Source organism: Aequorivita sinensis (assembly GCF_006346335.1).
GTDB classification, from domain to species: domain Bacteria; phylum Bacteroidota; class Bacteroidia; order Flavobacteriales; family Flavobacteriaceae; genus Aequorivita; species Aequorivita sinensis.
Genome location: NZ_VDMC01000039.1, coordinates 1 through 2,410, shown reverse-complemented (window position 1 = coordinate 2,410; position 2,410 = coordinate 1). Strand labels below are relative to the sequence as shown.

Below are 2,410 nucleotides of genomic sequence, written 5' to 3'. Positions count from 1 at the left end.
AAACATAGGGGTTGCAGTGCAGCCCGAAACGGTGGATTTCCTTACTTTGTTCTTGTCTCGGTCGACAAGAACGCAGCTCGAAATCCCCTACGTTTCTTAGCCGGAACCGTTGTGCATAATTTGAAAAATGAACCGTCCGAAAATCAAAATACAGAAAACAAGATTTGATATTGTAATAGAATTTCTGACATTTATAATGATTTTAGCTTCTGCAATCTTAATTATATACTTCTACAATCAACTTCCCGAAAAATTGCCAATCTACTTTAATTGGCCATCAAAAGATATTGATGGGTATGGAGCTAAAAACTTACTTTGGGCAAGCCCAATAATTTGCGGAATAATTGGAATAGGAATTTATATACTTAATCAATATCCTTGGATTTTTAATTATCCGACTGACTTAAAACCTGAAAATGCTGAAAAAAACTATAAAATTGCGACAAGAATGTTGCGGATTATTAATTTGGTAATCGGATTTACTTGCTTAATTCTTACTTATTTTTCAATATTAGCTGGATTGAACAAATTAAATGGACTTGACCGATTTTTATTCCCAACTTTACCGATTTTACTTTTTTTACCAATAATATATTACTTGGTAAAATCATATCGAATGAATAAGAAACTTAAAAAATAAAAACTATGCACAACAATGTATAACCGCAATTACGGCGGATTCGACTACGTCCGAATCCACTCGGAATTGCTAACGTCTGTCTTAAAACGAAAAATTCACGAACTTCAACCCGTAACTGACGGTTATACAAATCCGTTGTGCCTAATTTGAAATGACGAAACGAATACTAATATTAATACCAATCATCCTAGTCGTAATCGGACTGATTTACTTCAACCTTCCTTTTGAGATAACTCGGAAGTCAGACATTAATCTTGGAAATATATTAGCGGGTAAAATAGAACAATTCAAAAAGAAAAATAACGAATTACCAAATACTGACGATTGGAAAGTTTTAGAAGAACTCGGATTTAAAACAGAAATGCTCGGAACTGACCCTACCTACCAAAAAATAAATGACAATGAATTTGAGTTAATCTTCTTAGAAGGATTTGACGGTCCTTATTTATTGTATAATTCAAAATCCGACAATTGGTCAATGGATTTTCCAAAACCACCACAGAAGTTTAAACTACAAGACAAATCCGAAGAAAATTATCCTTGGAGCAAAGAAGTCACAGAAGCGGCTATTGACGCAATTTTATTTTCAATAGAAAATAATAAGAAAGCTGAAAACGAAAGAAATCCAAATTTTCCTTCAAACCCTAACAATGTTCCTTTTACTCTAACTGATTCAACTGAGTTTGAGATAGCCGGATATTCAACAATAGACGAAGAAAAAGAGACATATTGGATTAGTTTTAAACGAAAATCAGAAATGCTGATGTCGGGACCGAGTATTATAGTTGAAATAAATATAAAAACAGCAAAAGCAATTCAAGTTTATATGAATGCAGATGCTTAAAGAAAAACTAGGCACAACATTGGCTATAAGTAATTGCTTGCTCTTGCATACTTCTGAAAATCCTCTCGGATTTTCAGTTTGGTGTGCACTTGCAAAATTAAGTGCTAACCCACGCAACTACTCATAGCCGTAACCGTTAGGTGTCATTTGAAAAACAACACAGTGAAAGTTAACCGAAAATTTTTAATCTTAATATTTACAATGGGAATTTGGACTAATTTATTTGCTCAAAAAAATACGGCTGAATTAAAAACTTTTAAAAATTCAGAGAAAAAGTATTCTATAAAGTATCCCGAGAATTGGGAAATAAAAACAGACGAAGACGGAATTGTAAGTATTGAACCTAAAAATATGGAAGGAGGAATTTATATTTCCGCTTATAATGGAATAACATTTCCAGATGAAAAAATGAATAGTTTCATATTAGAATCCAGTAATCTATCATCGGAATACGAAGATAGAATTGGTAGCGGAGAGGAGAACGGAATTAAATCTTGGTACCTTTCTTATACTGACTCAAATAATACTCTGACCTGTATGAGAATGTGGAAAAGAAAGGGAGATAATTTGTGGTTTGTATCGACCGAAATTGAACCGAAATATTGGAAAAAAGGTTGGAAAGATGTAATTGTAAAAATCTTAACATCTTTTGAAATAAATTAAAAACGCCACCTAACAACGTGTAAGCGCAATAACGGCTGAATTTCCTATCGGAAATTCAACTCGTTTTGCTAAATTAGGTGCGTCAGCGGAAAGTACTCGCGCACTTTCCCGTTACTGACGCTTACACAAACCGTTGTGTGCAATAACCCTTACTTGCTAGGTTATTTAAAAAATCAGTAAAGCGCGCGAATTTGGAAGGAAAATAATCAGTATTTTATGGTAGGACTGGTTGCAAACCAGGGCCATCAAGTTTTTCGATACTA

The 2,410-nt window shown here is 33.6% G+C and carries 3 protein-coding genes; all 3 read left to right on the top strand.

All coding sequences use genetic code 11. The features are described 5' to 3' along the window. Positions 1-196: 196 nt before the first annotated feature. The 3 genes from FHP04_RS14210 to FHP04_RS14195 all read left to right on the top strand — a co-directional run bounded on the left by FHP04_RS14210 (position 197) and on the right by FHP04_RS14195 (position 2,147). The gene (locus FHP04_RS14210; RefSeq protein ID WP_218937263.1) at positions 197-640 is read left to right on the top strand and encodes a DUF1648 domain-containing protein; all 444 of its coding nucleotides are present in this window, start codon (positions 197-199) and stop codon (positions 638-640) included. A 151-nt stretch (positions 641-791) separates the two neighbouring features. Beyond that, complete coding sequence (locus FHP04_RS14205; protein ID WP_139856815.1) at positions 792-1,484, top strand: hypothetical protein; 693 nt, start codon at positions 792-794, stop codon at positions 1,482-1,484. A gap of 201 nt (positions 1,485-1,685) precedes the next feature. Continuing rightward, on the top strand, positions 1,686-2,147 hold the full coding sequence (locus tag FHP04_RS14195) for a PsbP-related protein (protein ID WP_139856813.1): 462 nt from the start codon (positions 1,686-1,688) through the stop codon (positions 2,145-2,147). Positions 2,148-2,410 lie beyond the last annotated feature (263 nt).

Bases quoted from the DNA above. Each gene is read 5' to 3' on its own strand.
- FHP04_RS14210 (WP_218937263.1), top strand. From the start codon at position 197: ATGATTTTAGCTTCTGCAATCTTAATTATATACTTCTACAATCAACTT.
- FHP04_RS14205 (WP_139856815.1), top strand. From the start codon at position 792: ATGACGAAACGAATACTAATATTAATACCAATCATCCTAGTCGTAATC.
- FHP04_RS14195 (WP_139856813.1), top strand. From the start codon at position 1,686: ATGGGAATTTGGACTAATTTATTTGCTCAAAAAAATACGGCTGAATTA.